Annotated in this window: 24 protein-coding genes; 14 read left to right on the forward strand and 10 right to left on the reverse strand. The window is 65.0% G+C overall.

Translation table 11 applies throughout. The features are described from left to right. The first annotated feature begins 117 nt into the window (after positions 1-117). Positions 118-864, forward strand: a complete 747-nt coding sequence (locus LR961_RS10760; protein ID WP_232148916.1) for a response regulator — start codon at positions 118-120, stop codon at positions 862-864. Beyond that, positions 864-1,931, forward strand: a complete 1,068-nt coding sequence (locus LR961_RS10765; protein ID WP_232148917.1) for an ATP-binding protein — start codon at positions 864-866, stop codon at positions 1,929-1,931. Before LR961_RS10760 ends, LR961_RS10765 begins: the two co-directional genes overlap by 1 nt. A 182-nt stretch (positions 1,932-2,113) precedes the next feature. Here the strand turns inward: LR961_RS10765 and LR961_RS10770 are convergent, their stop codons facing one another. Continuing rightward, complete coding sequence (locus LR961_RS10770; protein ID WP_232148918.1) at positions 2,114-3,502, reverse strand: FAD-binding oxidoreductase; 1,389 nt, start codon at positions 3,500-3,502, stop codon at positions 2,114-2,116. A gap of 203 nt (positions 3,503-3,705) precedes the next feature. Here LR961_RS10770 and serA point away from each other — a divergent pair, with 203 nt between their 5' ends. After that, positions 3,706-4,947 (forward strand): phosphoglycerate dehydrogenase, encoded by a 1,242-nt coding sequence (gene serA, locus LR961_RS10775; RefSeq protein ID WP_232148919.1) that lies wholly within the window; start codon positions 3,706-3,708, stop codon positions 4,945-4,947. An 87-nt stretch (positions 4,948-5,034) separates the two neighbouring features. Here the strand turns inward: serA and LR961_RS10780 are convergent, their stop codons facing one another. After that, positions 5,035-5,601 carry an NUDIX hydrolase gene (locus LR961_RS10780; protein WP_232149325.1) on the reverse strand — a complete coding sequence of 189 codons (567 nt, stop codon included), beginning with the start codon at positions 5,599-5,601 and terminating at the stop codon, positions 5,035-5,037. A 187-nt stretch (positions 5,602-5,788) separates the two neighbouring features. Here LR961_RS10780 and LR961_RS10785 point away from each other — a divergent pair, with 187 nt between their 5' ends. From LR961_RS10785 to LR961_RS10810, 6 genes are all read left to right on the forward strand, one after another. After that, positions 5,789-7,264: an amino acid permease gene (locus tag LR961_RS10785; protein ID WP_232148921.1), complete on the forward strand. Its 1,476-nt coding sequence runs from the start codon at positions 5,789-5,791 to the stop codon at positions 7,262-7,264. A 77-nt stretch (positions 7,265-7,341) separates the two neighbouring features. Next, positions 7,342-8,787: an amino acid permease gene (locus LR961_RS10790; RefSeq protein WP_232148923.1), complete on the forward strand. Its 1,446-nt coding sequence runs from the start codon at positions 7,342-7,344 to the stop codon at positions 8,785-8,787. Positions 8,788-8,999: 212 nt separating this feature from the next. Then, positions 9,000-9,647 (forward strand): methylthioribulose 1-phosphate dehydratase, encoded by a 648-nt coding sequence (locus tag LR961_RS10795; RefSeq protein ID WP_232148924.1) that lies wholly within the window; start codon positions 9,000-9,002, stop codon positions 9,645-9,647. A gap of 86 nt (positions 9,648-9,733) precedes the next feature. Beyond that, positions 9,734-10,288 carry an acireductone dioxygenase gene (locus LR961_RS10800; protein WP_232148925.1) on the forward strand — a complete coding sequence of 185 codons (555 nt, stop codon included), beginning with the start codon at positions 9,734-9,736 and terminating at the stop codon, positions 10,286-10,288. Positions 10,289-10,423: 135 nt separating this feature from the next. Beyond that, positions 10,424-11,122 (forward strand): acireductone synthase, encoded by a 699-nt coding sequence (gene mtnC, locus LR961_RS10805; protein ID WP_232148927.1) that lies wholly within the window; start codon positions 10,424-10,426, stop codon positions 11,120-11,122. 542 nt (positions 11,123-11,664) lie between these two features. After that, positions 11,665-12,153 (forward strand): MgtC/SapB family protein, encoded by a 489-nt coding sequence (locus LR961_RS10810; RefSeq protein WP_232148929.1) that lies wholly within the window; start codon positions 11,665-11,667, stop codon positions 12,151-12,153. 68 nt (positions 12,154-12,221) lie between these two features. Here LR961_RS10810 and LR961_RS10815 read toward each other — a convergent pair whose 3' ends face one another. Both LR961_RS10815 and LR961_RS10820 read right to left on the reverse strand, forming a co-directional pair. Next, on the reverse strand, positions 12,222-13,379 hold the full coding sequence (locus LR961_RS10815; protein WP_232148930.1) for a metallophosphoesterase: 1,158 nt from the start codon (positions 13,377-13,379) through the stop codon (positions 12,222-12,224). A gap of 389 nt (positions 13,380-13,768) precedes the next feature. Then, a complete protein-coding gene (locus LR961_RS10820) occupies positions 13,769-15,589 on the reverse strand; it encodes a DUF885 family protein (protein WP_332311027.1) in 1,821 nt (606 codons plus the stop codon). 226 nt (positions 15,590-15,815) lie between these two features. On the opposite strand from LR961_RS10820, the gene LR961_RS10825 reads away from it, so the two are divergent. Further along, positions 15,816-17,084 carry an amino acid permease gene (locus tag LR961_RS10825; protein WP_232148931.1) on the forward strand — a complete coding sequence of 423 codons (1,269 nt, stop codon included), beginning with the start codon at positions 15,816-15,818 and terminating at the stop codon, positions 17,082-17,084. 113 nt (positions 17,085-17,197) lie between these two features. Here the strand turns inward: LR961_RS10825 and LR961_RS10830 are convergent, their stop codons facing one another. Genes LR961_RS10830 through LR961_RS10840 form a run of 3 tightly spaced genes read right to left on the reverse strand, consistent with a single transcriptional unit; the run spans position 17,198 to position 18,591 of the window. After that, a complete protein-coding gene (locus LR961_RS10830; RefSeq protein ID WP_232148932.1) occupies positions 17,198-17,536 on the reverse strand; it encodes a hypothetical protein in 339 nt (112 codons plus the stop codon). A gap of 53 nt (positions 17,537-17,589) precedes the next feature. After that, positions 17,590-17,865, reverse strand: a complete 276-nt coding sequence (locus LR961_RS10835; RefSeq protein ID WP_232148933.1) for a hypothetical protein — start codon at positions 17,863-17,865, stop codon at positions 17,590-17,592. A gap of 36 nt (positions 17,866-17,901) precedes the next feature. Continuing rightward, entirely contained in the window at positions 17,902-18,591 is a 690-nt protein-coding gene (locus LR961_RS10840; protein WP_232148934.1) for a hypothetical protein, read from the reverse strand. A gap of 270 nt (positions 18,592-18,861) precedes the next feature. Between LR961_RS10840 and LR961_RS10845 the strand changes: the two genes are divergently transcribed. The 4 genes from LR961_RS10845 (at position 18,862) to LR961_RS10860 (ending at position 22,895) form a co-directional block, all read left to right on the forward strand. After that, the gene (locus tag LR961_RS10845; RefSeq protein WP_232148935.1) at positions 18,862-19,341 is read left to right on the forward strand and encodes a VOC family protein; all 480 of its coding nucleotides are present in this window, start codon (positions 18,862-18,864) and stop codon (positions 19,339-19,341) included. A 256-nt stretch (positions 19,342-19,597) separates the two neighbouring features. Next, positions 19,598-20,440, forward strand: a complete 843-nt coding sequence (locus LR961_RS10850) for an SCP2 sterol-binding domain-containing protein (RefSeq protein ID WP_232148943.1) — start codon at positions 19,598-19,600, stop codon at positions 20,438-20,440. A gap of 35 nt (positions 20,441-20,475) precedes the next feature. Further along, complete coding sequence (nadA, locus tag LR961_RS10855) at positions 20,476-21,456, forward strand: quinolinate synthase NadA (RefSeq protein ID WP_269670711.1); 981 nt, start codon at positions 20,476-20,478, stop codon at positions 21,454-21,456. Continuing rightward, on the forward strand, positions 21,453-22,895 hold the full coding sequence (locus tag LR961_RS10860) for an FAD-binding protein (RefSeq protein WP_232148944.1): 1,443 nt from the start codon (positions 21,453-21,455) through the stop codon (positions 22,893-22,895). Before nadA ends, LR961_RS10860 begins: the two co-directional genes overlap by 4 nt. Before the next feature lie 54 nt (positions 22,896-22,949). Here the strand turns inward: LR961_RS10860 and LR961_RS10865 are convergent, their stop codons facing one another. The 3 genes from LR961_RS10865 to LR961_RS10875 are packed head-to-tail and all read right to left on the reverse strand — an operon-like array spanning position 22,950 to position 26,373. Continuing rightward, entirely contained in the window at positions 22,950-23,825 is an 876-nt protein-coding gene (locus tag LR961_RS10865; protein WP_232148945.1) for a U32 family peptidase, read from the reverse strand. Positions 23,826-23,829: 4 nt separating this feature from the next. Then, a complete protein-coding gene (locus tag LR961_RS10870; protein WP_232148947.1) occupies positions 23,830-24,828 on the reverse strand; it encodes a peptidase U32 family protein in 999 nt (332 codons plus the stop codon). Positions 24,829-24,882: 54 nt separating this feature from the next. Continuing rightward, positions 24,883-26,373 carry a UbiD family decarboxylase gene (locus LR961_RS10875; RefSeq protein WP_232148948.1) on the reverse strand — a complete coding sequence of 497 codons (1,491 nt, stop codon included), beginning with the start codon at positions 26,371-26,373 and terminating at the stop codon, positions 24,883-24,885. Positions 26,374-26,443: the final 70 nt, after the last annotated feature.

The following is a 26,443-nucleotide window of genomic DNA, read 5'->3' on the forward strand; positions in this document are numbered from 1 at the left end:
GGGCCGCAGACGCGGCGCGATTCATGAAGCGCGCAGTGTGCGTGGCGATGATGGGGTTTCGATGGAGGAAGTGTGGAGATACGATGGAGGCAAGCACCTTACGGCCCACTGCCCTGCATGACCGCACCCGACCCTGCCGCCAACGCGGCTTCGTGGGATCGCTCCCACGACGCACTTGTCCTGATCGTCGAGGACGAACCCGAAATTACCGACATCATCGCCGCCTACCTGGAGCGTGAAAAGCTGCGCACCCTGCGTGCGCTTGATGGCCACACTGCATTGGACCTGCACCGCAGCGCGCGCCCGGACCTGGTGCTGCTCGATGTGCAGCTGCCCGGCCTGGACGGCTGGGGCGTGCTCAGCCAGCTGCGCCAGCGCGGCGATACCCCGATCATCATGCTCACCGCGCTCGACCAGGATCTGGACAAGCTCACCGCGCTGCGCATGGGTGCCGACGACTATGTGGTCAAGCCATTCAACCCGGCCGAGGTGGCCGCACGGGTACGCGCGGTACTGCGCCGCACCCTGCGCACGCAGCGTCAGGATGCCCCTTCGGCACTGCGGGCTGGCCCGCTGGTGATCGACGCACTCACCCACACCGTCCACGTCGAGGGCGAAGGCTACAGCCACGAGCTGCTGCTCACCCTCACCGAATTCAAACTGTTGCACTGCATGGCGCTGGCGCCGGTACGCATCTTCAGCCGCAGCGAACTGATGCACGAATGCCTGCCCGAAAGCGAGGCGCTGGAGCGCACCGTGGACAGCCACGTCAGCAAGCTGCGGCGCAAGCTCGACGAGGTCGGCCTGACCAATGTGCCGGCCAGCGTGCGTGGTGTCGGCTATCGACTGATGGCGGACCGCTGATGCGTCGCACCGGACTCAGCCGCCACATCATCGTGTCGATGTCGATGATGGTGCTCAGCGTCATCGTGATGATGATCCTGTCCTCCTATCTGCTGTACGCCATCCTGGTGGAGTTCTACCCGGCCAGCACGCTGGAGCCGGAAGGCTGGATGCCCACCAGCCCCGAGCTGGCCTGGATGCTGGGAGTGACGCTGATCGGCCTGACCCTGGCCATTGCTGCCGCCATCCGTCTGGCCCATCGCATCCTGTCGCCGCTGAACTCGCTGCTGGACAGCATCCGCGCCCTGGCCGACGGCGACCTCGGCGTCCGCGCCGCCGTCAGTGACGACTCGCCCGACGAGGTGGCATTGCTTGCGGAGGACTTCAATGCCATGGCCGCGCGGCTGCAGCACATGGAGAACGAGCGCGCCATGTGGCACGCGGCCATCGCCCATGAGCTGCGCACGCCGATGACCATCCTGCGCGGGCGCCTGCAAGGCCTGGCCGAAGGCGTGTTCCAGCCCGATGAAGCGCAGTTCCACAGCCTGTTGTCGCAGGTGGAGGGACTGTCACGGTTGATCGAGGACCTGCGTGTGCTGAGCTTGGCCGACAACAGCCGCCTGGACGTGCGTCGCGCCCGCAGTGACGTCGTGCAGGAGGTGCACTCGGTGATGACGCTGGTGGACCCTGCGTTCCGCACCGCCGGTTTCGTGCTGGAGCTGGAAACCAGCCGCGATGAACACCCCGCGTACTGCGATCCGACCCGCCTGCGCCAGGCGCTGCTTGCACTGCTGGAAAATGCCCGTCGCTATGCGAGCCCCGGCCGGGTGCGCATCGCAGTGCACGACACGCTGGAGCACGTGCAGCTGTCCATCGAAGACGAAGGCCCCGGCATCGATCCGTCATTGCAGACGCATATCTTCAACCCCTTCATGCGCGGCGACAGCTCGCGCTCGCGCCAGGGTGGCGGCAGCGGGCTTGGCCTGGCGGTGGTCAAGGCGATTGTCGATGCGCACGGCGGGACAGTCCGCTGCATACCCGGTGACAACGGCGGCAGCCGCTTCGTGCTGGAACTGCCGCGCCAGTAGCGGGCAGCGCATCTGTAGAGACGGTTTCTGCCGCGAAGCCGGGTATCCACAGTAGGAGCGGCGTAAGCCGCGAGGCCGTTGATCCATCCACCAGGCAAGAGCATGCAATTGCGTGCAGTCACTCTGATCGGAGCCTGTGCCAGCTTCGCGGCTGAAGCCGCTCCTGCATAAGCAAGCCAGCCTTACAGATCGAACAACTTGCCCGGATTCATCAAGCCCTTCGGGTCGAACGCGCGCTTGACCCCGCGCATCAACGCGATCTCCGCCGCATCACGGGTGCTGTCCAGATAAGCCTTCTTGACCAGGCCGATACCGTGCTCGGCCGAGATGCTGCCGTTGAAACGGTGCAGCACCTGCGCCAGCAGTTTGGTGACGTGCTCGCATTGGGACAGGAACTCGGCGTCGGAAGTGTCGTCAGGCTTGAGCACATTGATGTGCAGGTTGCCGTCGCCGATGTGGCCGAACCACACCACCTCGAAATGCGGATACGCGCCATTGATCAGCGCCTGCGATTCGGCCAGGAATGCCGGCATCGCCGAGATCCGTACCGACACGTCGTTCTTGTACGGCTTGTAGCGCGCGACCGCCTCGGTGATGCCTTCGCGCAGGCGCCACAGCTGCTGCGCCTGCGCGTCGCTGGTGCTGATCACGCCGTCCAGCACCCAGCCCTGCTCCATGCAGTGCTCGAACGCGGCCATTGCCGCCGCCTCGCCCGCTTCATCGGCCGACGCATATTCGGTGACCACGTAGTACGGGTGGATTTCCTCGAACGGATACTGCGCGCCATGCGCAGTGACATGCTTTACCGCCAGGTCGGTGAAGAACTCGAACGCCTCCAGTTGCAGGCGCTCACGGAATGCCGAGAACACCTGCATCAACACTTCAAACGATGGCAACGCCAGCAGCATCACATTGGTGGTCGGCGGCGGATCGGTCAGCTTGACCGTCGCCTCGACCACGATGCCCAACGTGCCTTCCGAGCCGATCATCAGCTGGCGGAAGTCGTAGCCGCTGGAGTTCTTGATCAGGCCCTTGTTGAGCTCCAGCAGCTCACCGTTGCCGGCCACCACCTTGAGTCCGGCGATCCATTCGCGGGTGTTGCCATAGCGGATCACTCGGATACCGCCAGCGTTGGTGGCGATGTTGCCGCCGATCGAGCACGAACCGCGCGCGGCGAAATCCACCGGGTAGATCAGACCCTGGTCCTTTGCCGCGTTGTGCAGCGCTTCCAGCGGCATGCCGGCCTGCACGGTCAGGGTGCGGTCCACCGCATCAAAGCCCAGCACCTTGTTCATGCGTTCCAGGCTCAGCACCAGCTCGCCGTTGGCCGCAACAGCGCCGCCGGACAAACCAGTACGGCCGCCGGACGGCACCACCGCCACGTCGTTGGCATTGGCCCAGCGCACTACCGCCTGCACTTCCTCGACCGTCGCCGGCAAGGCGATGGCCAGCGGATTCGGCGTCCAGCGGCGGGTCCAGTCGCGCCCGTAGTGTTCCAGGTCGGCCGCCTCGGTCTTCAGGCGCAGGCCCGGGCAGGACTGTTGCAGGGAGTGCAGGCGCGGGTCGGTCATGGCGATGCGTGGGCAGGACGAAGCCAGCAAGCGTGCCAGCCCGGCCGCGTGTCGTCCAGTCGCCAGCGGAAGCGGGTCGATACGCCGGGTAAATTCAGGTGAAACCTTTTTCCATCAATGCTTTGCCGCATTGCGCAGCGCACCAAACCGGCCCCGGTTCTGGCATAGTGGGCGCCCCTTCCACCTGTGCCGTCGTAACCGACATGTCGCCCAAGAAGACCTCGTTCCCGAAGCAGGACATCCGCGTTTTGTTGCTTGAGGGGGTCAGCCAGACCGCCGTGGACACGTTCAAGGCGGCGGGGTACTCGCAGATCGAGCAGCACACCAAGTCGCTGCCCGAGGACGAGCTGAAGGCGCGCATCGCCGAAGCCCACATCATCGGCATCCGCTCGCGCACCCACCTCGATGCCGAGGTGCTGGCCCATGCCAAGCGCCTGATCGCGGTGGGCTGCTTCTGCATCGGCACCAACCAGGTGGACCTGGAAGCAGCTGAACTGGCCGGCATCCCGGTGTTCAACGCGCCCTATTCCAACACCCGTTCGGTGGCCGAACTGGTCATCGCCGAAGCGATCATGCTGACCCGTGGCATCCCGCAGAAGAACGCCGAATGCCACCGCGGCGGCTGGTCCAAGTCGGCCGCCGGCAGCCATGAGGTGCGCGGCAAGACGCTGGGCATCATCGGCTACGGCCATATCGGCACCCAGGTGGGCGTGCTGGCCGAGGCGATGGGCATGCATGTGATCTTCCACGACATCGAAACCAAGCTCTCGCTGGGCAACGCCCACCCGGCAGCCGGCCTGGATGACCTGCTGGCGCGCGCTGACATCGTCACCCTGCATGTCCCGGAAAACGCCTCCACCCAGTGGATGATCGGCGCCACCCAGTTGGCCAAGATGAAGCCGGGCGCACACCTGATCAACGCAGCGCGCGGCACCGTGGTCGATATCGACGCGCTGGACGCCGCCCTGCGCTCGGGCCACGTCGGCGGCGCGGCGGTGGACGTATTCCCGGTCGAGCCCAAGGGCAATGGCGATGCCTTCCAGTCGCCGCTCATCGCACACGACAACGTGATCCTGACCCCGCACGTGGGCGGCTCCACGCTCGAAGCCCAGGACAACATCGGCATCGAAGTGGCGGCCAAGCTGGTGCGCTACAGCGACAACGGCTCGACCCTGTCGGCGGTCAACTTCCCGGAAGTGACCCTGCCCGAACACGAACAGAGCCTGCGTCTGCTGCACATCCATCGCAACGTGCCAGGCGTTCTGTCCAAGATCAACGAGATCTTCTCCCGTCACAACCTCAACATCGACGGCCAGTTCCTGCGCACCGATCCCAAGGTCGGCTACGTGGTCATCGACATCACCGCGACCGAGGAACAGGCCGCCGCCATCCGTGACGACCTGGCGGTGATTCCGGGCACGCTGCGCACCCGCATCCTTTATTGAGACCTCGCGGCAGTGCCGAGCAATGCTCGGCACCCGCTTACACAATGGCCCCTTGCCGAGCATGGCTCGGCACTACCGGCGGGCCGCTTACAGCGCTCCTGCCTGCGTGCCGGCCAACCAGCGCGTGGCCATCCGGCGCATGGATTCATCCTGTTCGCTGGCGATGTCCATGATCGGCCGCCACGCCAGCTCCAGTGATTCCTCGCTGACCGCGAAACGTTCGTCCTCACCAGCCACCACTACATAGCGCACGTCGTAATGCCAATGCCCAGGCACTTCGCCACGCTCGGGAATCCAGTGCCGATCCAGGTCGAAGATCGTCCCAGTCTGCAGCGCCAGGACGGGCAACCCGGACTCCTCCTCGGCCTCGCGCAGCGCCACCGCCGCCAGGTTGCGGTCTCCGTCGGCATGCCCGCCCAACTGCAGCCAGCGCTGCAACTTGCGATGGTGGGTCAACAGCGCCCGCTTGCCATCGGCACTGACCAACCAGGCACTGCCGGTGAAGTGGCCCGCCAACCGCTCGCGGCTGAACGGGTCCTGCGCACCGTCTTCGTCCAGCAGCGCCAGGAACAGCGCCGCCACATCCGCTTGTGCGGGGAAGGCCTGCGCGTACGCCTGCAAACCCAGGCGCAAGCTCCGATCCAGTTCATGCATGACTGTCAGCACATCCCATCCGTTCAATCCAGCCACCATTATCGCTGCCGATGTTGCACCTGCGCTTGTCGAGTTTGTCCGCCTTTGGCAAGGTAGCGACGTTGCCGATCGTTCAGCTTGCGGCGTCATTCATCCTCCCCGACGCCCTTGGCGTCCGGGTGCACTACACAGTTCGGGAATCCGCGGAATGCTCAAAACACTGTTGAGGGTCAAACCAATCGAACCCACCGCGCACGTCGATGCCGGGGAGCCGATTGAAGGCAGCCTGCAAGGCGAAGCCACGCTCAAGCGAACCCTCACAGCCAAGCATCTTGTCCTGCTGGGCATGGGGGCGGTGATCGGCGCGGGCATCTTCGTCATCACCGGCCAGGCGGCCGCCCACCATGCGGGCCCGGCCATCATGCTTTCCTTCGTCCTGGCTGGCCTGGCCTGTGCCTTCGCCGGCCTGTGCTATGCCGAGTTCGCGGCGATGATGCCGGTGTCCGGCAGCGCCTACTCCTACTCCTACGCAACGCTCGGCGAAGGCATGGCGTGGTTCATTGGCTGGTGCCTGGTGCTGGAGTACCTGTTCGCTTCCGCCTCGGTGGCCGTGGGCTGGTCCGCGTACCTGATCAGCTTCGTCACCACCACCTTGCACCTTCCCTTCCCCGAAGCCCTCAGTGCCGCTCCCATCGCATGGGAGAACGGCGAGTTCGTCGTTTCGGGCAAGCTGCTCAATCTGCCTGCGGTGCTGATCGTGGCCGCCATCTCGGGCCTGCTGTATGTGGGCGTCACACAGTCCACCTTCGTCAACGCGGTCATCGTGGCGATCAAGGTGGCGGTGATCTGTCTGTTCGTGGGCTTCGGTGCGATGTACGTGGACCCGGCAAACTGGACGCCGCTCATCCCCGAGAACACCGGCACCTTTGGCGAGTTCGGCTGGAGCGGTGTCCTGCGCGCAGCCTCCATCGTGTTCTTCGCCTACATCGGCTTCGATGCGGTCTCCACCGCCGCCGGCGAAACCAAGGATCCCCAGCGCAACATGCCGCGCGGCCTGCTGGGCTCGCTGGCGGTCTGCACGATCATCTACATCATCGTCTGCGCGGTACTCACCGGCCTGCTGCCCTACCACCTTCTGGGTACCGACAAGCCGGTTGCCACGGCGCTGGAACCCTATGCCAACCTGTCCTGGCTCAAGACCTGGGTCGAGGTGGGCGCCATTGCAGGCCTGTCCTCGGTGGTGCTGGTGATGATGATGGGGCAGACCCGCGTGGCCTACACCATCTCCCGCGACGGCCTGTTGCCGCCGATCTTCGGCAAGGTCCATCCGAAGTTCCGCACGCCTTACCTGAGCACCATCATCGTCGGTGCAATCGCTGCCCTGCTGGCCGGCCTGGTGCCGCTCAACGTGCTTGGCGAACTGGTGGCCATGGGCACCCTCCTGGCATTCGCCACGGTCTGCATCGGCGTGCTGGTCCTGCGCCGTACCAAGCCGGACATGCCACGTCCCTTCCGGGTACCGGCCGTATGGCTCATTGCCCCCCTCGGCGCGCTGATCTGTCTGGGCCTGTTCGCGATGGCATTTGCCGCCCACTGGCTTGTGTTCGTGCTGTGGACGTTGCTCGGCGTATGCATCTACTTCGGCTACGGCATCCGTCACAGCAAGCTCAACAAGACGCCCTGATCCCGCTTCCAACGCCGGCGCCACCCGCGCCGGTTTTTTTGCGCGCGCGCTGCGCATCGACGAGCAAAGACCGAAACATGTTCAAGCAACTGTTGGCGACCAAGCATCCCCATGCCGCACATGAAGAAGCCAATGGCCTGAGCCTGCGGCGCACCCTCGGCCCATGGGGCCTGACCGCGCTGGGCATCGGCGCGGTGATTGGCGGCGGCATCTTCGTCATCACCGGACAGGCGGCGGCCAACCATGCCGGCCCGGCGATCATGCTGTCCTTCGTACTGGCGGCCATCTGCTGCGCGTTCTGTGCCATGGCCTACGCCGAGTTCGCCTCGATGGTGCCGGTTGCGGGCAGCGCCTACACCTACACCTACGCCACCTTCGGCGAACTGTCGGCCTGGTTCATCGGCTGGATGCTGGTGCTCGAGTACGGCGTCTCCGCATCGGCCGTGGCAGTGAGCTGGACCGGCTACTTCCTCAGCTTCCTCAACCATTTCGACATCCACCTGCCGGCCGCGCTGGTCAGCGCACCGCTGGATGCGCAACTTCGCCCCACCGGCGCCATCGCCAACCTGCCGGCCGCCGCGCTGGTGCTGCTGCTGACCTGGCTGTGCTACGTGGGCATCAGCAAGTCCTCGGCGATGAACATGGCCATGGTGATCCTCAAGACCGGCCTGATCCTGCTGGTCATCATTGCCGGCTGGAAGTACGTGGACCCGAGCAACTGGACGCCCTTCATCCCGGCCAACGAAGGACCGGGCAAGTACGGCTTTGACGGCGTGCTGCGTGGCGCGGCGATGGTGTTCTTCGCCTACATCGGCTTTGAAGCGGTGTCCGTGGCCGCACAGGAATCGCACCGGCCGCAGCGCGACCTGCCGATCGGCATGCTGCTGTCGCTGGTGATCTGCACCGTGCTGTACATCGCCATGGCAGCGGTGATGACCGGCCTGGTGCCCTACCAGCTGCTGGGTACCGCGGAGCCGGTGGTGACCGCCGTTGCCGCGCATCCGCAGTTGGACTGGCTGCGCATCATCGTCGAAGTCGGCGCGCTGATCGGCCTGGCCTCGGTGGTGCTGGTGATGGTGATCGGCCAGCCGCGCATCTTCATGATCATGGGCCGCGATGGTCTGCTGCCGCCGGTATTCACCAAGATCCACCCCAAGTACCGCACCCCGCACATCAACACCGTCATCACCGGCATCGGCATCGCACTGCTGGCCGCGCTGTTCCCCCTGGACATCCTGGGCGAGCTGACCTCGATGGGCACGCTGATCGCCTTCGCCGCTGTCTGTGCCGGCGTGCTGGTACTACGCCGCACCCAGCCCGACCTGCCGCGCCCATTCCGCATTCCGATGGCCTGGCTGATCTGCTCGCTGGGTGTCTTCAGCTGCATCGCGCTGCTGACCGCCATGACCCTGCACAACTGGATGCTGATGGGGCTGTGGACCGCCACCGGCTTCATCATCTACTTCTGCTACGGCATCCGGCACAGCAAGCTCAACGCGGCCAACAAGGCCAAGAAGGGCTGAACCCCCGCAACAGATGAATGACCAGAGCCCGGGCGCAAGCGTCCGGGCTTTTTTTATTGCCCGGCCAGCCTGCGTAGACTGGGATGCAGCAACTGCGGGAAATCATTCCCAACCGATGACGCTGCCGTCTCGCCATTGCCCGGGACGCGGCAAAGCCGCCCCCAGCCCAAGGCATCCCCTACGAAAGCCCCCGGCTTAGTAGAATGCCGCCCATGAACGCGCCTTCCGTCCCCTACGACAGCGAGCGGCTGAGCCAGCTGGCCCAGCTGCTGATCGACAACATCCGCGAACTGGCCCAGTCCGGCTGGACACCCGCCACCAGCAGCAACTTCTCCCACCGCCTGGATGACCGCCATGCCGCGATCACCGTGTCGGGCAAGGACAAGGGCCGGCTGATCGAAAGCGACATCATGGTCGTGGATTTCGATGGCAAGGCCGTCGGCCGCCCATTGCGCCCATCAGCCGAAACCTTGCTGCACACCCAGCTGTACGCCCGTTTCCCGGAAGTAGGCTGCGTGCTGCACACCCATTCACCGACGCAGACCATCGCCTCGCGCCTGTACGGCAGCCAGGGCCATATCCGCCTGGAAGGCTATGAGCTGCTCAAGGCCCTGCACGGCAACTCCACCCACGAAACCGCGGTGGACCTGAAGGTGTTCCCGAACACCCAGGACATGGACGTGCTGGCCGCCCAGGTCGAAGCCGAGCTGGACAAGGGCCCGATGTGGGGCTACCTGATCGATGGACACGGCCTGTACGCATGGGGCCGCGACATGGCCGAGGCACGCCGCCACCTGGAAGCCTTCGAATTCCTGCTCCACTGCGAACTGGAGCTGCGCAAGCTGCGCGCCATTTCCTGATTTCGAATTTCCTGATTCCGATTCCGCACGGGCCGGCCTTGGCCCGTGCTGATACGCTCCCCACCCCCACCGTGGAGTCCACCGCCATGAGCCGACTGCGCATTTTCAACGACACCGCCCCGGACGCACCGCTGCTGGACAGCCGCGACGGCGAGGTCATCGCTGCCGAACTGAAGAAGATCGGTGTCACCTTCGAGCGCTGGCAGGCCAAGCATCCGGTCAGCCCGGGCGCCAGCCAGGAAGAAGTGTTCACCGCCTACCGCGAGGACATCGACCGCCTGGTCGCCGCGCACGGTTTCAAGAGCGTTGACGTGGCCTCCATCGCCCCGGACAACCCCAACCGCGCCGAGATCCGCAAGAAGTTCCTCGACGAGCACTATCACAAGGAAGACGAAGTGCGTTTCTTCGTCGCCGGCTCGGGCCTGTTCACCCTGCACGTGGACGACAAGGTCTACGAAATCGAATGCGTGAAGGACGACCTGATCGCGGTGCCCGACGGTGTCACCCACTGGTTTGACATGGGTGAGGAACCCAGCTTCGCCGCCATCCGCTTCTTCACCGAGCCGGACGGCTGGGTGGGTCATTTCACCGGCACGGATATCGCCCAGCGCTTCCCGCGCTACGAGCCCAGCGCCGTTTGATCTGCTCTTCAACCCCTCTCCCGCCAGCGGCAGAGGGGTTCGGGTGAGGCCAGCCTCATGCAGGCAAGCCGCCCCCGATACCCAGACCGCAAACCCGTCAGTAACCGGCCAGCCCGGCGCAGGAATCCCCACCGCATGACCATCAAAGCCATCCTCACCGACATCGAGGGCACCACGTCCAGTATCTCCTTCGTCAAGGAAGTGCTGTTTCCCTATGCCCGCAACGCGCTGCCGGGCTTCGTCCGCGCCCACGGCAACGAGCCGCAGGTGCGTCACTGGCTGGATGCGGTCGCCACCGAAATCTCCGCCAGCGCCTGCCAGGACGAGGTCATCGTCGAAACCCTGCAGGGCTGGATCGACCAAGACCGCAAGCACACCGCGCTCAAGGCATTGCAGGGGATGATCTGGGACGTGGGCTATCGCAACGGCGATTACACCGCGCACATGTATCCGGAAGTGGCCGCCGTACTGCGTGGCTGGCATGCGGCCGGCCTGCCGCTGTACGTGTACTCCTCCGGCTCGGTACCTGCGCAGAAACTGTTCTTCGGCTTCAGTGACGCCGGCGACCTCAACGGCTTGTTCTCCGGCAACTTCGACACCGAGATCGGTGGCAAGCGCGAAGCCGGCAGCTATGCCCGCATCGCCGAGGCCATCGCCATCGCACCGCACGAAATCCTGTTCCTGTCCGACATCGTCGAAGAACTGGATGCCGCCCGCGACGCCGGCCTGCAGACCGTGCTGCTGGATCGTCTCAGCGATTATCCGATGCCCCGCACCGGTGAAGCCACGCACGGCCACACCCGCGTGGAAAACTTCCAGCAGATCACGCTCTGATCCCATCCGGCAGCGTGGTGACAACGGCCCTTCGGGGCCGTTTTTGTTTGTGGGTGACGCAGGCCCCACCTGTAGGAGCGGCTTCGGCCGCGAAGCTGGCATTCCTTCCGTTCGCCGGAATACCGGCCATTGCAGAACGCTGGTCGATCCTGTTTGCCGAGCACGGCTCGACACTACCAAAGGCCAAACGCCGATCGGTTCCGCTTGCCGAGCATGGCTCGGCACTACCGGGCGCCGCGCGTAGGAGCGGCTTCAGCCGCGAAGCTGGCAGGCTTTCCGTTTGCGGCCAAGGTTGCGATTGCAATATCCGGCCAGGCCGCGTTGTGCTGATGCCGGACGACTCACCGGCTTCGCGGCTGAAGCCGCTCCTACAGCGACATGCAGACCGACCTCAGGCCGATCTTCGGCCGACATCGTCCAATTGCGCGGCCATCACCTGTGCCGGATCGCGGTGGTGCTATTTTGCCGCTGCACCAACAGGCACCAATCTTCAGCGTACCCGGCTCCGCAGTCGCATCTCCCCGTCGCATTGGAGGCAGGCAATGAGCATCACTTCGCAGGTAGGCGAAGCACTGTCCACCGAGTTCGCGCTCCCTGACGTGGACACATTGACCGTCACCGCCTCGCGCCTGCTGGTCGCGATCGTGCTCGGCGGTCTGCTGGGGCTGGAGCGCGAAAGCAAACGCCGTGCGGCTGGACTGAAAACCTACATCCTGGTTTCAGTCGGTTCGGCACTGTTCGTGCTGGCACCGTTGCAGATGGGCATAAACGCAAGCGACGTCACCCGGGTGATGCAGGGCATCGTCTCCGGCATCGGCTTCCTGGGCGCGGGTGCCATCCTCAAACTCGGCACCGAGGAACGCATCCAGGGGCTGACCACCGCCGCCGGCATCTGGATGACTTCGGCCATCGGCATGGCGGCCGGCATGGGCATGCACCTGGCAGCCATCGCTACCACCGTCGCTGCATTGGCGATCGTGAGCACGCTGCCGCACCTGATGCCGGACAAGAAGGACGGTCCGGCTGCATAGACGCAGCCCTGCATCCCGATTCACCACGCTCGCCCGGGTTGTATTACCGAAGCCGAGCGCTCCGGAACTCAGCCTGCCGGACTGCGCAGTACCAGCACTTCGATCCGGGCCGGCACACCCAGCCGCGCGGTGAAGCCATCCCACTGGCCAGCGCCGCTGCTGACGAACAGCGTCATGTCCCGCACCTTGTACTCGCCACGCACGTAGCCGTGGTTGGCCGGCGCCACCACCCAACGGTCGAAGCCCCACATGTGGCCACCATGGGTATGGCCTGAAATCTGAAGGTCCACCGCCCCGCTCGCTGCCGACTCACGCGCCTGCTTGGGCTGGTGCGCAAGCAGGATGTGGGTGTCACTGCCCTTGGCCGCGGCGATGACTGCCGGCAGGTCCGGTGCAAGCCCGCCGCGCATGTAGGAACTGGGCTTGAGCGCGGCCAGGTCACCCACGCCCGATATCGCCAACGTGCGTCCGTTGATCGCCAGCCGCGCGGTCTGGTTCTCCAGCACGCCCAGGCCCATCTGCCGGAAGTGCGCCATCCAGCGTTGATAGCCGTGGTAATACTCGTGGTTGCCTGGCGACACCCACACGCCATGCGGCGCTGCCAACTGCGCCAGCGGCGTGACAAAGCGCGCCGTATCGGCGACTTCACCATCGACCATGTCGCCCGGCAGCACGATTACATCTGGTTTGGTTGCCATCACCGTGTCGACGATGCGCTGCGTACGCCAGCTGCGCTTGACCGGGCTGACATGCAGATCCGCCAGCACCGCCATGCGCAGGCCATCCAGCTCGACCGGCAGGTTCGGCACCACCAGTTCACGCTCATGCAACTGCGGCGGCTTCAGGCCGTTGTAGATGCCCAGCGTCGCCAATACAGCGATCACCGCCGAGGCAGCGTGATTCAAGCCGCGTCCGTGCCATGCACCGGCCACCATCGATGAGCGTGGGGCCCAGCGCGTGAGCAGCCATCCCAGCGTGCGCAGCAGCAGGAATGCCAGCAGCAGGATGAACATCACCATCACCCAGCCGAACAGCAGCTGCACCCAGGCTTCGACCGCATAGGTAAAGATGTCCATGCGCCAGAGCGTGGCCGACAGCAGGCCGATCAAGGCGAGCACCAGGGTGATACCGATATGCCAACGGCGACCACGCTTGGACAAGCCGGCAACCGGCCACCAGAGCCACAGTGCAAGCAACGGCAGGATCAGGGAAACAAATAGGGTCATGTTCGTTGGCAGCAGCTGTGCGGCGCGGGTGTCACCCGCTTTCGGGGCCGCGGGGAAGGTTTACTCGGGAGTGCCACGTACTCTGACACACGCTGTGTTGCCAGACGGGCATCGCTGGTTGGATCGGTGCGTTCCTGTTTTGCGCGGTTGGGAATGCTGCGATTTCCGATGGGTAGTGGGGCTTCGCTTCCCCTCTCCCCAACCCCTCTCCCGCAAGGGGAGAGAGGCTTTGAAGCTGCAGTCGCCGACGCCGTTTCAACGCGTCATGACCGAGCCCCTCTCCCCTTGCGGGAGAGGGGTTGGGGAGAGGGGAAACGGCCCTCTCTCTCCACCTCAAAGCACCAAAATGCGCCCAACAGGCAGGGTGCATCTTCCATCCACTTGACCGCTTACTTGCCCTTGCTGGCAATCCAGCCGTTGATCTTCTCGTCCAGCACATCCAGCGGCACCGAGCCGTCCTTCAGCACTTCGGCGTGGAATTCACGGATGTCGAACTTGTCGCCCAGCTTCTCCTGCGCACGCTTGCGCAGCTCCTGGATCTTCAGCTCACCGGTCTTGTAGGCCAGTGCCTGTCCCGGCCAGGCGATGTAACGCTCGGCTTCGGCAATGGCATCAGGCTCGCTCACCGAGGAGTTGGCGAACATGTAGTCCAGCACCTGCTGGCGGCTCCAGCCCTTGGAATGCAGGCCGGTATCGACCACCAGACGCACCGCACGCCATAGCTCGCCCTGCAGGCGACCGAAGTAGCTGTACGGGTCGGTGTACACGCCCAGATCCTTGCCCAGGCTTTCGGCGTACAGGCCCCAACCTTCAATGAACGCGGTCTCGCCACCGAAGCGACGGAACGCCGGCACACCCTTCAACTCCTGCTGCAGCGCCAGCTGGAAGTGATGGCCCGGAATGGCTTCGTGCAGGAACAGGTCCTCCGCGTCCCAGGTCTTGCGGGTCGGCAGGTCGTAGGTGTTGACATAGAAGATGCCAGGGCGGGTGCCATCTTCGCTCGGGGTCATATATGAACCGCCGGCTGCGGACTTGGCACGGAACGCTTCCACCGGACGGATCTCAAAACCGGCCTTGGGAGTCAGTGAGAACAGCTTGCCGACGCTGGCGTTGACCTTGGTTTCCAGCCCACGGTAATGCTCCAGCAGCTCCGGTTCGGACTTGAACTCGAACTGCTTGTCGTTCTGCATGAACTTGAAGAAATCCTGCAGCGAACCCTTGAAGCCCACCTGCTCCATCACCGTGCGGATCTCGCCGTGGATGCGCTCCACTTCCTTCAGGCCGATCTCATGGATCTGCTCCGGGGTCTGCGCGGTGGTGGTGCTTTCCTTGGCGTTGAAGGCGTACCACGCCTTGCCGTCCGGCAGCGAATCCAGGCCGAACGTGTCGCGTGTGGCCGGCAGGTACTCGTCGGCAATGAAGTCACGCTGCTTCTTGATCGACGGCAGCAGCTGCTCGGCGATCAGTGCACGATAGGCCGCGGTCAGGCGATCCTTGTCGGCCTGCGGAAAATCAGCCGGCATCGCCTTGATCGGGCCCCAGAACTGGCTGTCCTCGGCCTTGGCCGCCAGGATCTCGTCGAACTGCGGCACCACCTTTTCCATCAGCACGCGCGGCTGCACCACGCCGGCCTTCATGCCTTCACGCATGTTGGCGATCTCGGTATCCACCAGCACCGGGATGCGCCCGGCACGTGCCAGCCAATTGTCGTAGTCCTTCACCGTCTTGAACGGCTGCGCCACCTGGCCCGAGCCCAGCATCACCGCGTAGCTCACGGTCGAGGCCATCTGGTTGACCGGCATCATCCAGTTGGGGAACTTCTCCCCTTCCAGCGCCTGCTTCTGTTCCTCGACGAAGATGCGATAGCTCAGCAAGTCCTGACCGCTCAGACCGGCGTCACCGATCTTTTCCACCTTGCCCAGCCATTCGGTGGCGAAGTCGTGGCTCTGCTTGCGGAATTCGGCCGAGCCGAAGTCCGGCAGCTGGTCGTTGTAACGGTTGTCGCCCTGGAAAGTGGCCTGCAACGGGTTCAGCTTGAGCACGCCCTCCCAATAGTCGGCGTACAGCTGGTTCAGCTGCGCGGCCTTGTCGGCCTGGGGCGCCTGGCCCGTCGTCGCATCGGCGCCGTTCGGCTGCGAGGACGGCGAACAGGCGGTCAGCACGGTGGCCAGAGACAACGAAACGGCAAATGCCAGCGGACGAAGCGTCATGGGCGGGTTTCCAGGTGAGGAGTTCGAGCCTCGCAGACTCCGGGCAAGCGGTGCCAGGAAAAAGGGCCAAAGGTCATTAAACCGGGCCGCCGTCGCAGGCTGTTCGGTAAACCGTCATAATTCGCCCCCGTCCGCATCCGCCCGCTCGGGCAGCTGCCTCCCCCGCTTTCCGGCCCCGCCCGGTGCCCCCGGCACCTGCGCCGCGCCCTCTGCCGTTGCTGTTTCTATGACTAATTCACGCCGCCCGCTGGGCTTCTGGTCCGCCACTGCCCTGGTCGTGGGCAGCATGATCGGCTCGGGCACGTTCCTGCTGCCGGCCACGCTGGCACCTTATGGTGCCGCCACCCTGATCGGCTGGGGCATCACCCTGTGCGGCGCGCTGCTGCTGGCCATCACCTTCGCCCAGCTGGCAAAACGCTGGCCACAGACCGGCGGCCCGTATGTGTTCGCCCGCAACGCCTTTGGCGAGCTGCCCGGCTTCATGGTGGCCTGGAGTTACTGGATCTCGATGTGGTGTGCCATCGCCGCGATCGCGGTGGCCTTTGCCGGCAGCATCGGCGCCATTTTCCCCTCGCTGACCGCCACCCCGGTACGCGCCGCGGCCTGTGGCTTGGTTGCGCTGTGGCTGTGTGCCGGTGTGAACCTGCTCGGCGTGCGCGAAGCCGGACGCCTGCAGTTGCTGACCACCGTATTGAAAGTGGTGCCGCTGCTGCTGTTCGGACTGGTCGCACTGTGGTTCATCGACACCAGCCACTACGTGCCATTCAACCCCAGCGGTGAAAGCCTGGGCAGCGTGGCCGGCGCCACCGTGGCGCTGACGCTGTGGGCGATGATCGGACTGGAAGCGGCCACGGTTCCGGCCGAATCGGTGGACGACGCGCCACGCACCGTGGCCCGGGCCACGGTCACCGGCACGGCCATCGCCGGTGTCGCCACGGTCTTGGCCTGCACCACCGTGCTGGGCCTGCTGCCAGCCGATGTGCTGGCCAATTCCGGCGCGCCGATGGCCGATGCTGCCGCAGCGCTGTGGGGCCCGACCGCAGGCAAGCTGCTGGCGGTAGTGATGGCCATTTCCTGCGTTGGCGCACTCAACGGCTGGACCCTGCTGTCGGCGCAATTGCCGATGGCCGCCGCACGCGACCACGTCCTGCCGCGCGCCTTCGCCCATGAGAACAAGCGCGGCGCTCCCGCCTTTGGCGTCATCGTCAGCTGCCTGCTGGCCACCGTATTGGTGATCTGCAACTACAACCGCTCGCTGGTGGACCTGTTCAAGTTCTCGGTGCTGCTGTCCACCGCCGCCACCCTGCTGCCCTATGTGGCCGGCGCAGCGGCCTGGCTGTGGCGTGGCAGCGGTGCCGCTTCGCGCACCGCCGCCGCCGGCGCGCTGGCTTTCAGCCTCTACGCGGTGGGCGGGATCGGCAGCGAAGCGCTGTTGTGGGGCGTGGCGCTGATCATCGGCGGTTTGCCGATCTATTTCTGGCTGCGCCGCCGCTGAGCGGTCGCGCAGATCCGTAGCGGCAACTTCCGCCGGGGCGCACGCCCGGCAACGCTCCGTAAGCCGGAAAGATGCTCGTTGACCTCACCCGAGGCGGCCGTTTGTTGCGCCGCCTAACAGGGCGGCAGGCGTTTGAACGCGGCCGCGACCATCCAGCGGCTGCTCGCACGGGCCACCCACAAGGCGGCGATCAAGGCAGGAATGAAAGTGATCCATGGCAGCACGGTGATATCGCCGACCACCAGGGATGGGCCAAACATCACCAACCAGAAACACAGCAACGCCAGCGAACAGCTGGTCACGATACCGAGCAGGGCGACCCACATCGCCCTGCCCCTGCCAAGCCGGCGCTGCTCCAGTGCCGCCCGCCTGCGCAGGTTTGCCGATTCAAACGGCAACAGCAGCAACACCACGGCGGCACCCATCAGGCTCAACCCCACCCAAGCATCCATCGGGTTTCTCTCTCATCCAACCTGATCGCAATCCGTGTTGCGAACGCAAACCCTCAGCTGGTACGCGACCTGCCACGCAGCCAGAGCACGCCCCAACCCATTGCCGCGCCCGCCAGCGCACCATAGACAAGGCCGCCACCCAGCTGCTGGTCCAGCCAATACGCAGCCACCGCCCCGACGCCTGTGCCTGCCAAAGCAAACCAGGCAACTTGCCGCTTCCGATGCAGCCACTGCGCCTGAGCGGCCCGCCGGCGACGGATGTCTTCCCGCGCCTCCGTCCTCGGCTCCAGCATCGCCCGGGCGATTGCATCGGCTTGCGTCTTCTCCATTTGTGTTCTTTCCATCGTCCTGTCAGTGGATTGCCATCAACGCTGTTTGAGATCCCGCTCCGGGGCCATTACATGGACCACCTTGCCCGCCGCATCGAGGAACTCGATCGCGCCATAGCCTTCCCCGGTTACCGTCATCCGCACGCGCGGCTGGTTGCCGGCATCGGCCAGCGCGATGGCCGGGGTGCCGTCGGCGGCGACACTCAACTTTATCCGGGTCGGTGATTCCACGCTCGGTACCAGCCGGTTGCCCAGCGCAGGCTCGCGGATCAACGGTGGCGCCTGGTTGATGACGAACATCACCGAGCCATCCGGTGATACCCGCCAGCCCGCCGCATCCATTGCCGGATGGTCCAGCGCCAGTACCGCTGCCGTACCGGCAGGCGTGTCGGCCACGCCGAAGCCGCCGCGCTCGCTGCCCTTGGCGTCGTAGAGGATCATGCCTGCCACGTCGAATGCGCGCTTGTACTGAAGCCCGTCGATGATCGGCGGCGTGTTGGCCGAGAGCGTCATGCGGATGGTGCCGTCGTCACCGACGATATCGATGCGCTTTGCGGTGATCCGTTCGTGATCAACCGTATCCACGCGCAGCTGCGGCGACTCGTCGCTGATGATCTTCTGCAAGGTGGCCAGTGACGGGCGCTTGGGCTCAGCTGCCGCCAGCGGTGCAACGGCCAGCAGCGCGGCAACAAGCGTGCAACCGCGATCGAACGAACGCTTCTTCATCAATATGTCCCCGGCATGGATACCGCCCTGTGATCGGATGCAATCGGCCGCTTCGCAGCCTCTGACAACGCTGCGGCAATGATAGGAACAACGACGTTCGGCGGAAGGGGGTGTGTTGGCAGTTCTGGCCAGCCAAGGCAAGGACAACACCATGCTGCAACGCACTAGATCACGATGACCCGCCTCTAGCGCGGCCTGTGCTATGGATGACGCCGGGCAAAACACTGACCCGCCACAGGCCGGTCGCCCTTCGACACAGGGAGAACTGCGATGACCCGCAAGAACACAATCTGCCTCTGGTACGACGGCACCGCGCTGGACGCAGCAACCTTCTACGCCGCCACCTTTCCCGACAGCAGGGTGGAAGCCGTGCACCGCGCGCCTGGGGATTATCCGGCCGGCAAACAAGGCGATGTGCTGACCGTTGATTTCACCCTGATGGGCGTTCCCTGCCTGGGTTTGAACGGTGGCGCGGCGTTCAGACACAGCGAAGCGTTTTCGTTCCAGGTGGCCACCGACGATCAAATCGAAACCGACCGTCTGTGGCACGCGATCATCGACAATGGCGGCCAGGAAAGCGCCTGTGGCTGGTGCAAGGACAAGTGGGGCCTGTCCTGGCAGATCACCCCTCGTGCGCTGACTGCTGCGATCACCGACCCGGACCCGGCAGCGGCCAAACGCGCGTTCGAGGCAATGATGCAGATGACCAAGATCGACATCGCGGTGATCGAGGCGGCGCGGCGCGGCTGAGTCCGGCCCTGCTCCGGCTCTGAACGCAACCGCCGCCTCTTGAGCGGCATGTCGCCTGGGGTGGGTGTTCCTGCCCGCTGGCGCATGCAGCACCACGGGCTATGTCGTACCAGCGGAACAGACATGCACTGACTTGATCTGAGTCAAGTGCATCGCAACGGCCTCTGCCTAGGATGCGCAATGTCGCTCATCCGCAGGCCGTCTGCATGACCACCGCCCCCATCGCACCTTCCGTCCACCCGCCGGTCCGCTCCCTGTGCACGCCGACCCGCTGAACCAGTGGATGCTGTCCGGCACCCGTCATGCCATCGACTGGGTCGATGACGGGATGGTGCGTCTGCTTTTCCGGCGCCAGCAGCTGGCCAGCATCGCCGGCCGTATCAAACGCCATGCCGGCATCCCACAGTCCGATCCCGATCGCGAGTCCGGTGTTCAACGGCGCGCGCGTCATCTCGCGTTACGCCGCGGCTTGTCCACCGACAGCGTCGCCAGACTGATGGCCTTGCTCATCGAAGAGGCGCATCGCCAGCAGAGCGCGATGAAGCCCGACTCCTCCCACTTCGCAGGCCCCAGCATGCCTTCCTCTCCCGAGCGTGACCGGCGTTTTCCACTGTGGCGATTGCTGCCCCCTCCGCAACGCTGGCGCCCGCTGGTATCGCGCCTGCCCACACCACTGCAGCAGGCACTCGCACTACGCCTGCTCGCACCGGCCATTGCTTCATCGCAGGCCATGCAGACATTGCAGCCGATCAGGGGGCGTCGTTTGGGTATCCGCGTCGATGACCTGGGCCTTGAATGGGTGTTCGAACTGCATGAGCGTGGCCTGCAACTGAGCCGTGCACCGGCCGAGGCCACGGTCAGCGGCAGCTTCACTGACCTGCTGCGGCTGGCCAGCCGGTTGGAGGACGCGGACACGTTGTTCTTCCAGCGCAAGCTGACATTGACCGGCGATACCGAACTCGGCCTGACCCTGCGCAACCTGCTGGACCGGTTGCCATGGGAATCGCTGCCGTTGGGACAACGCATCCTGCTGCAGCGCGGTGCGCGGCTGGCGTGCCGTGCGCGGCAGGCGTATCGGGACGCACAGGGGGCGGCGTGAACGCGCAGGAGTTCCGCCCCGCATGGTCGCCGGACCTGGAAGAGCGTTACAGCGCACGAATCGCACGCGCAGGCAACGCAGTCCCGTGCCTGGAATGGCCGCTGCATCTGCCCTGGATAGACGCCATCGAACGCCTCAAGCGTCATCGCAACGCAATCATCATGGCGCACAGCTACCAGTCGCCGGAGATCTTCCACGGCGTGGCCGACATCACCGGCGATTCGCTGGCCCTTGCCCAGGCCGCCGCCGATTGCGACGCCGAGGTGATCGTGTTGTGCGGCGTCCACTTCATGGCTGAAACCGCGAAGATCCTCGCCCCGGACCGCACCGTGCTGATCCCGGACCCTGAAGCAGGCTGTTCGCTTGCCGCATCCATCACCGCCGAGGATGTGCGTTACCTGCGTGCGCTCCACCATGGCGCCCCGGTGGTCAGCTATGTCAACACGAGCGCGGCGGTGAAGGCCGAATCCGATGCCTGCTGTACATCGGCCAATGCGTTGCAGGTGGTCGAAGCGATGGGAGCGGACAAGGTGATCTTCCTGCCTGACCAGTACCTGGGCCAGCATGTCGCATCACGCACCGCTGTGGAGCTGGTGCTGTGGGATGGCCGCTGCGAAGTCCATGAGCAGTTCACCGCACAGCAGGTCCGGCACACGCGCGAGCAGTTCGATGCGCTCGTCGTGGCCCATCCCGAATGCTCGCCGGAGGTGTTGGCCGAAGCAGACTTCGTGGGCTCCACCACGGCAATGGGAAACTGGTTGAAAGAAAAGCAGCCGCCACGTGTTGCGCTGGTCACCGAGTGCTCGATGGCCGACAACCTGCGCAGCCAGTTCCCGCAGATCGAGATCATCAAACCCTGCAATCTTTGCCCGCACATGAAGCGGATCACCCTGCCCAACATCCACGCCTGCCTGGCCGACCTCCGGCATCCGGTGCAGGTTCCCGGACGCGTGGCCGCGCGGGCACGCAATTCGCTGCAACGGATGCTGGCCATCGGGCGCCGGGATGCGGTGTGAGCGGTGACGCCGCGCCATTGGTGGTCGTGGGCTGTGGTGTCGCCGGACTGGCGACCGCCCTGTCTGCCGCACCACGACCGGTACTGCTGGTCGGGCGTGCCGCCGATGGCGACGACGGCAGCACTGCATTGGCACAGGGTGGCATTGCCGCTGCGATGGCTAGTGGCGACAGCGCTCTGGCGCATGCGTGGGACACGCAGCAGGCCGGTGCCGGTTACAACCATCCAGCAGCGGTGCGTTACCTGACCGAAACTGCTGCTTCGGCGATCCACTGGCTGCAGTTGCAGGGAGTCGGCTTCGACACGCAGCAGGGGCGATTGCAGCTCGGGCATGAAGGCGGCCATCACTGCGCCCGCATCGTCCACGCCGGAGGTGACGCAAGTGGTCGCGTGTTGCTGCACGCCTTGCAGGATGCCGCTCGGCGCAGCGCTCATATTCGTTGGCACCGGCCCGCAACACTGGAAGCGATGCTGTTGCGTCGCGGCCAGGTCGCTGGCGTAGGCCTGCGGGCCATCGGTACGCAGACGATCGAGCATTTGGACTGCGCCGAACTGGTACTGGCAACCGGGGGTTGCGGTGCGCTGTTCGCCGCCAGCACCAATCCCTCGGGTGCCGATGGCAATGGACTGGCATTGGCCCAGGCAGCCGGCGCGACTTTGCGTGACCTGGAATTCATCCAGTTTCATCCAACTGCACTGGATGTGCGCAACTCTGGTCCGTTGCCGCTCATCACCGAAGCGCTGCGCGGCGCCGGCGCAACCCTGGTGGATACTGACGGCGAGCGCATCATGCAGGGCCTGCACCCCGATGGCGAACTGGCGCCGCGCGACCACGTTGCGCGTCAGGTCTGGCAGCACCGGCAAGCGGGTCACCAGGTCTGGCTGGATGCCACCTCGCTGCAGGGTGACTGGCTGCAACGCTTCCCGACCGTCGCCAACATCTGCAGACAACATGGCATCGATCCGCGCCGCCAACGCATGCCGGTAACTCCGGCCGCGCACTTCCACATGGGCGGCATCGCAGTGGACCTGGAGGGCCGCACGTCCCTGCCGGGCCTGTTGGCCGTGGGCGAAGTGGCCTGCAACCGGGTGCATGGCGCCAATAGGCTGGCGAGCAATTCGCTGCTGGAGGGCGTGGTGTTCGGACGTCGCCTGGGGCATCGGCTGTCGCGAATGGCCCGCAGCCTGCCTGCGGCCGGCCCGGAACGCTGGGTGCAACGATCAGCCAACGCCGACGGAGATGCCCTCAACCAGTTGCGCTGTCTTGCGTGGCAATCGCTCGGCCCACTGCGTAGTCGTCATGGCATGCACATCGCCCTGCAGCAGATACAGCAGCAGCCTTCATCGGAAACATGGCAGTGCAGACTGATCGCCGCCATGCTGGAGGCCGCCCTGCAGCGCCGGCACAGCCTCGGCGCGCATTGCCTGCGCGCCGATTGACCCACCACGCCAACGCTTCCCCTCGCCGGCGCCACGCGACGCCCGCTTCCCGCATCAATCCGCAAGCGACGCCTTGCCGGGATTGCCGCTCCAATAGCCATTGCGCGCACCCACGCGCGGCGGCAACTGGGCCGAGCCCAGCATGTCCCGGAAGCGTGCCACTACGCCTGCCATGTCGGCGTGCTGCGGACTGAGCCGCAGAATGTCCACGCCGCACGCGGCCAGTTCGTCGCGCTCCGGGGCCATGTCCACCACATCCATCCCCTGCACCTGGATACCGTTGATGACCATGAACGGCTCACCTTCGCGGGTAGCCAGCGGCAGTCCATCAGGATGATCAATGCAGCGGAATCCGCATTCGTCCTTGGGCACGTCCAGCGCCCGCGCGGTGAAGCAGCGCGCCGAATAGGCCAGCGGCAAACGTCCCCACGCCAGCACCTCCAGTTCCGGCATCGGCTGGCCTGCCGTCGCCATGCCGGCGCGGATGTCGTCCAGCAGTTCGCGGCCATGCTCGACGCCGGCTACCCAGCGCTGCAGGCCGTCTTCGATCAGCAGTTGCAGGGTGCGGTGGTTGTAGATGTTGAGCGTCGGCCCGGCAATGAACGGAAGGCCCCGCTCGCGGCACAACTGGACGGCGGATAGATCATTCGCCTCCAGCAGGAAGCGCCCATTGTCGACCAGGCGTTGTATTCCCCCCAGTTCCGATTCGGCCTCGACCAACGCCAGGGACGACAGCACGATCTGCTTGCCACTGGCCGCAAGTTCATCAGCCAAGGCCAACCAATCACGGGGACGCAGCTCGCGCCGCTTGCTGCATACCGTTTCGCCCAGATACAGAGTGTCCAGCGGCCAGCGCACCGCCTCCCGATAGAACGACAGCACACGCTCGCGCGGCCAGAAGTACTGCAGCGGTCCAAGACTGAGTTTCATGGTGTCAATGCCAGGCACGGTGATAAGGCCCCAGAGTGGTCTGCTGCCCTTCGGCGTGGGCTGCCAGCGCGTTGTTCCAGTTTTCGCGAAGGCGCCACTGCTGGGCGCTGCGTGCGTACTCGTCGATGGCCTGTCGCCACACGCCAGCGACAGTTCGCACATAGGCGACACCGCGCTGACGCCCCTCGACCTTCAGCGCAACCACGCCGGCCTGCGCCAGTTGCGGCAGAAGTTCCAGGGTGTTGAGGCTGGTGGGCTCCTCCAGCGCATGGAAGACCTCTTCGCCAACGCGATAACGCCCCTTGCAGACGGTGGGATACCCCGCAGGTTCATCTGGACTGAACCGATCAATCAGAACGCCGTTCAAACGTACGTTGCGACTGTTGTCTGCCAGCTCCTCCCAGCGTACGAAGCTGGCAGGGGAACACACGCCGTGCCGATTGGGTGACTTGCCGGTGACATAGCTGGAAAGATGACAACGTCCTTCAACCATGATGCACAGGCTGCCGAAAGCGAACACCTCCAGCGGCACCGGCGAGGTCTGGCAGAGGCGCTGTACCTGCTGCAGCGACAACACCCGCGGCAATACCGCGCGGGAAATCCCGAAACGTTCATGTGCGTACCGCAACGCTGCCGCCGTGGTGGCGGAACCCTGTACCGAAAGATGGCGGGCCATGTCGGGATGATGCCTGCACGCATGGTCCAGCACCGCCATCTCCGCCGCGATGATGGCGTCGGCGCCCAGTTCGGCCGCCTGATCGACCGCACGGAACCACGCGTCCAGCCGTGCGCTGTCCGGATAGGTATTCAGTGCCAGATAGATCTTGCGACTGCGCGCATGTGCATAGGCAATTCCATCGCGCAGCTCCTGCATGTCAAAGTTCAGGCCAGGAAAGGCGCGCGCGTTGGTCTGATCTCGGAATCCCACATAGACCGCATCGGCACCGGCGTCGATCGCCGCGTGCAGGGCTGGCAGGTTGCCTGCCGGACATACCAGTTGCATCTGTTTTCTCCACTACGAAGCAGGGTGATTGACCAGGACATCTGCCATCGATGCTCACGGGTCGTCATCCGCTTGCGCATGCGCGCGACTGATCGCCTCCCAGAGCACATCCACCCGTTGCTCCACCCGCCGATCAAGAGTGATGGGGCGGCCCCACTCGCGACTGCTTTCCCCCGGCCATTTGCGCGTGGCGTCCAGCCCGAGCTTGGAGCCCAGACCGGGGACGGGCGAAGCGAAATCCAGATAATCGATGGGCGTGTTCTCCACCAGCATGCTGTCGCGCGCCGGATCCACGCGGGTGGAGATCGCCCAGACCACCTGTGACCAGTCACGCACGTCGATATCCTCATCGGTGACGATGACGAACTTGGTGTACGTGAACTGCCGCAGGTACGACCAGATGCCCATCATGATCCGTCGCGCATGGCCGGCGTACTGCTTGCGGATGCTCACCACCGCCACGCGATAGGAGCAGGCTTCCGGCGGCAGGAAGAAATCGATGATCTCCGGAAACACCTTGCGCAGAATCGGCACGAATACATCGTTGAGCGCACGCGCCAGCACCGACGGCTCATCGAAGGGTGCGCGCCCCATGTAACTGCCGTGATAGATCGCACCGGCACGCAGCCGCATGCATTCGATGGTGAGCACAGGGAATTGCCCCTGCCCGTTGTAATAGCCGGTGTGGTCACCAAACGGCCCTTCCAGTGCGGTATCGCCGGGATGGATGAATCCTTCCAGCACGATCTCCGCACCGGCCGGCACATCCAGCCCGGTCAGTTCGCTTCGCCACACGCGCGATCGTGCGCCACGCAGCAGCCCGGCGAACTCGTATTCGGAAAGCGTATCGGGTACTGGCGCCACCGCCGCCAGCAGAGTGGCGGGGTCCGCGCCGATGGCCACCACGACTGGAAATGGCTTGCCCGGGTGGGCGGCCTGCCAACCGGCGAAATCCAGCGCGCCGCCACGATGGGGCAACCAGCGCATGATCACCCTGTTGCGGCCGATCACCTGCTGCCGATAGATGGCCACGTTCTGCCTTGCCTGATGCACGCCGCGTGTAACCACCAAACCGAAGGTGATCAGGCGGTCAACATCCTCCGGCCAGCATCGTTGGATGGGCAAGGCAGCCAGGTCGACCGCTTCCCCTTCGAGCACGTGCGCATTGACCTCGGCCTGATGTACCCGTCGGGGGGCCACGTGCAGCAACTGTCCCCATTCCGGCCATTGCGACAATGCATCGCGCAGATTGGCGGGCCAACGCGGCTCCTTGACCGCCGCAAGCAGCTCACCCAGTTCACGCAACGATGCCAGTGGCCGGCCATCGAGCGCCATCTCGATCCGCCGCGGATGCCCGAACAGGTTGCCCAGCAGCGGATGTTCCGAACCGGTGTTGTTCATCAGCAATGCCGGCCCGCCGGCACGCAACGCGCGCAGGCTCAGCGACGTGCTTTCCAGTTGCGGCGCGACTGCGGCATCCATCCGGCACAAGTCACCGCGCGCATCCAGGTGCTGCAGGAACTGGCGAAGATCATGAAAGGCCATGATCGCTCCGACACAGGGCAGCGGAGGCGACGGAATGGAGTGCCTGCCGTGTGCCACGGCAACGCCGAAT

The sequence above is a fragment of the Stenotrophomonas sp. SY1 genome, assembly GCF_021202945.1.
Lineage (GTDB): Bacteria > Pseudomonadota > Gammaproteobacteria > Xanthomonadales > Xanthomonadaceae > Stenotrophomonas.

What these genes read in the sequence shown, in the direction of transcription:
- LR961_RS10835 (WP_232148933.1), bottom strand. Translation starts at nt 17,865, where the DNA reads ATGGAGAAGACGCAAGCCGATGCAATCGCCCGGGCGATGCTGGAGCCG.
- LR961_RS10790 (WP_232148923.1), top strand. Translation starts at nt 7,342, where the DNA reads ATGTTCAAGCAACTGTTGGCGACCAAGCATCCCCATGCCGCACATGAA.
- LR961_RS10785 (WP_232148921.1), top strand. Translation starts at nt 5,789, where the DNA reads ATGCTCAAAACACTGTTGAGGGTCAAACCAATCGAACCCACCGCGCAC.
- LR961_RS10815 (WP_232148930.1), bottom strand. Translation starts at nt 13,379, where the DNA reads ATGACCCTATTTGTTTCCCTGATCCTGCCGTTGCTTGCACTGTGGCTC.
- LR961_RS10770 (WP_232148918.1), bottom strand. Translation starts at nt 3,502, where the DNA reads ATGACCGACCCGCGCCTGCACTCCCTGCAACAGTCCTGCCCGGGCCTG.
- LR961_RS10865 (WP_232148945.1), bottom strand. Translation starts at nt 23,825, where the DNA reads ATGAAACTCAGTCTTGGACCGCTGCAGTACTTCTGGCCGCGCGAGCGT.
- LR961_RS10875 (WP_232148948.1), bottom strand. Translation starts at nt 26,373, where the DNA reads ATGGCCTTTCATGATCTTCGCCAGTTCCTGCAGCACCTGGATGCGCGC.
- LR961_RS10845 (WP_232148935.1), top strand. Translation starts at nt 18,862, where the DNA reads ATGACCCGCAAGAACACAATCTGCCTCTGGTACGACGGCACCGCGCTG.
- serA (WP_232148919.1), top strand. Translation starts at nt 3,706, where the DNA reads ATGTCGCCCAAGAAGACCTCGTTCCCGAAGCAGGACATCCGCGTTTTG.
- LR961_RS10760 (WP_232148916.1), top strand. Translation starts at nt 118, where the DNA reads ATGACCGCACCCGACCCTGCCGCCAACGCGGCTTCGTGGGATCGCTCC.
- mtnC (WP_232148927.1), top strand. Translation starts at nt 10,424, where the DNA reads ATGACCATCAAAGCCATCCTCACCGACATCGAGGGCACCACGTCCAGT.
- LR961_RS10810 (WP_232148929.1), top strand. Translation starts at nt 11,665, where the DNA reads ATGAGCATCACTTCGCAGGTAGGCGAAGCACTGTCCACCGAGTTCGCG.
- LR961_RS10780 (WP_232149325.1), bottom strand. Translation starts at nt 5,601, where the DNA reads ATGCATGAACTGGATCGGAGCTTGCGCCTGGGTTTGCAGGCGTACGCG.
- LR961_RS10795 (WP_232148924.1), top strand. Translation starts at nt 9,000, where the DNA reads ATGAACGCGCCTTCCGTCCCCTACGACAGCGAGCGGCTGAGCCAGCTG.
- LR961_RS10820 (WP_332311027.1), bottom strand. Translation starts at nt 15,589, where the DNA reads ATGACGCTTCGTCCGCTGGCATTTGCCGTTTCGTTGTCTCTGGCCACC.
- LR961_RS10830 (WP_232148932.1), bottom strand. Translation starts at nt 17,536, where the DNA reads ATGGATGCTTGGGTGGGGTTGAGCCTGATGGGTGCCGCCGTGGTGTTG.
- LR961_RS10870 (WP_232148947.1), bottom strand. Translation starts at nt 24,828, where the DNA reads ATGCAACTGGTATGTCCGGCAGGCAACCTGCCAGCCCTGCACGCGGCG.
- LR961_RS10840 (WP_232148934.1), bottom strand. Translation starts at nt 18,591, where the DNA reads ATGAAGAAGCGTTCGTTCGATCGCGGTTGCACGCTTGTTGCCGCGCTG.
- LR961_RS10825 (WP_232148931.1), top strand. Translation starts at nt 15,816, where the DNA reads ATGACTAATTCACGCCGCCCGCTGGGCTTCTGGTCCGCCACTGCCCTG.
- LR961_RS10765 (WP_232148917.1), top strand. Translation starts at nt 864, where the DNA reads ATGCGTCGCACCGGACTCAGCCGCCACATCATCGTGTCGATGTCGATG.
- LR961_RS10800 (WP_232148925.1), top strand. Translation starts at nt 9,734, where the DNA reads ATGAGCCGACTGCGCATTTTCAACGACACCGCCCCGGACGCACCGCTG.